General features: G+C 51.6%; 4 tRNA genes. All 4 read right to left on the reverse strand.

The features are described 5' to 3' along the window. The 4 genes from AMS59_RS17990 to AMS59_RS18005 all read right to left on the reverse strand — a co-directional run bounded on the left by AMS59_RS17990 (nucleotide 1) and on the right by AMS59_RS18005 (nucleotide 385). Nucleotides 1-75, reverse strand: a tRNA-Gly gene (locus AMS59_RS17990). Between the two features lie 47 nt (nucleotides 76-122). Beyond that, nucleotides 123-207 (reverse strand) — tRNA-Leu (locus tag AMS59_RS17995). A 22-nt stretch (nucleotides 208-229) separates the two neighbouring features. Then, nucleotides 230-305: transfer RNA gene (locus AMS59_RS18000), tRNA-Lys, on the reverse strand. A gap of 4 nt (nucleotides 306-309) precedes the next feature. Further along, a tRNA-Thr gene (locus AMS59_RS18005) sits at nucleotides 310-385 on the reverse strand. Nucleotides 386-538 lie beyond the last annotated feature (153 nt).

Here is a 538-nt window from a genome sequence, read left to right on the forward strand (position 1 = left end):
TGGAGCGGAAGACGAGGTTCGAACTCGCGACCCCCACCTTGGCAAGGTGGTGTTCTACCACTGAACTACTTCCGCATGTGCATAAGATTTATTTATCCTGGCAATTATGAAATTCTAAAAAATGGTGCGGGTGAAGGGAGTCGAACCCCCACGCCTTGCGGCGCTAGATCCTAAGTCTAGTGCGTCTGCCAATTCCGCCACACCCGCATATAATTGTTGGCAATTTAAATGGTGAGCCATGAAGGACTCGAACCTTCGACCCTCTGATTAAAAGTCAGATGCTCTACCAACTGAGCTAATGGCTCGAAATGGTGCCGGCTATAGGAATCGAACCCACGACCTACTGATTACAAGTCAGTTGCTCTACCTGCTGAGCTAAACCGGCATATGGTGGAGGATGACGGGCTCGAACCGCCGACCCTCTGCTTGTAAGGCAGATGCTCTCCCAGCTNTGGGTATTATGCCTAGCGACGTCCTACTCTCACAGGGGGAAGCCCCCAACTACCATCGGCGCTAAAGAGCTTAACTTCCGTGTTCG

Origin of the sequence: Lysinibacillus sp. FJAT-14745 (assembly GCF_001275675.1) — a bacterium.
Taxonomy (GTDB): Bacteria; Bacillota; Bacilli; order Bacillales_A; family Planococcaceae; genus Lysinibacillus.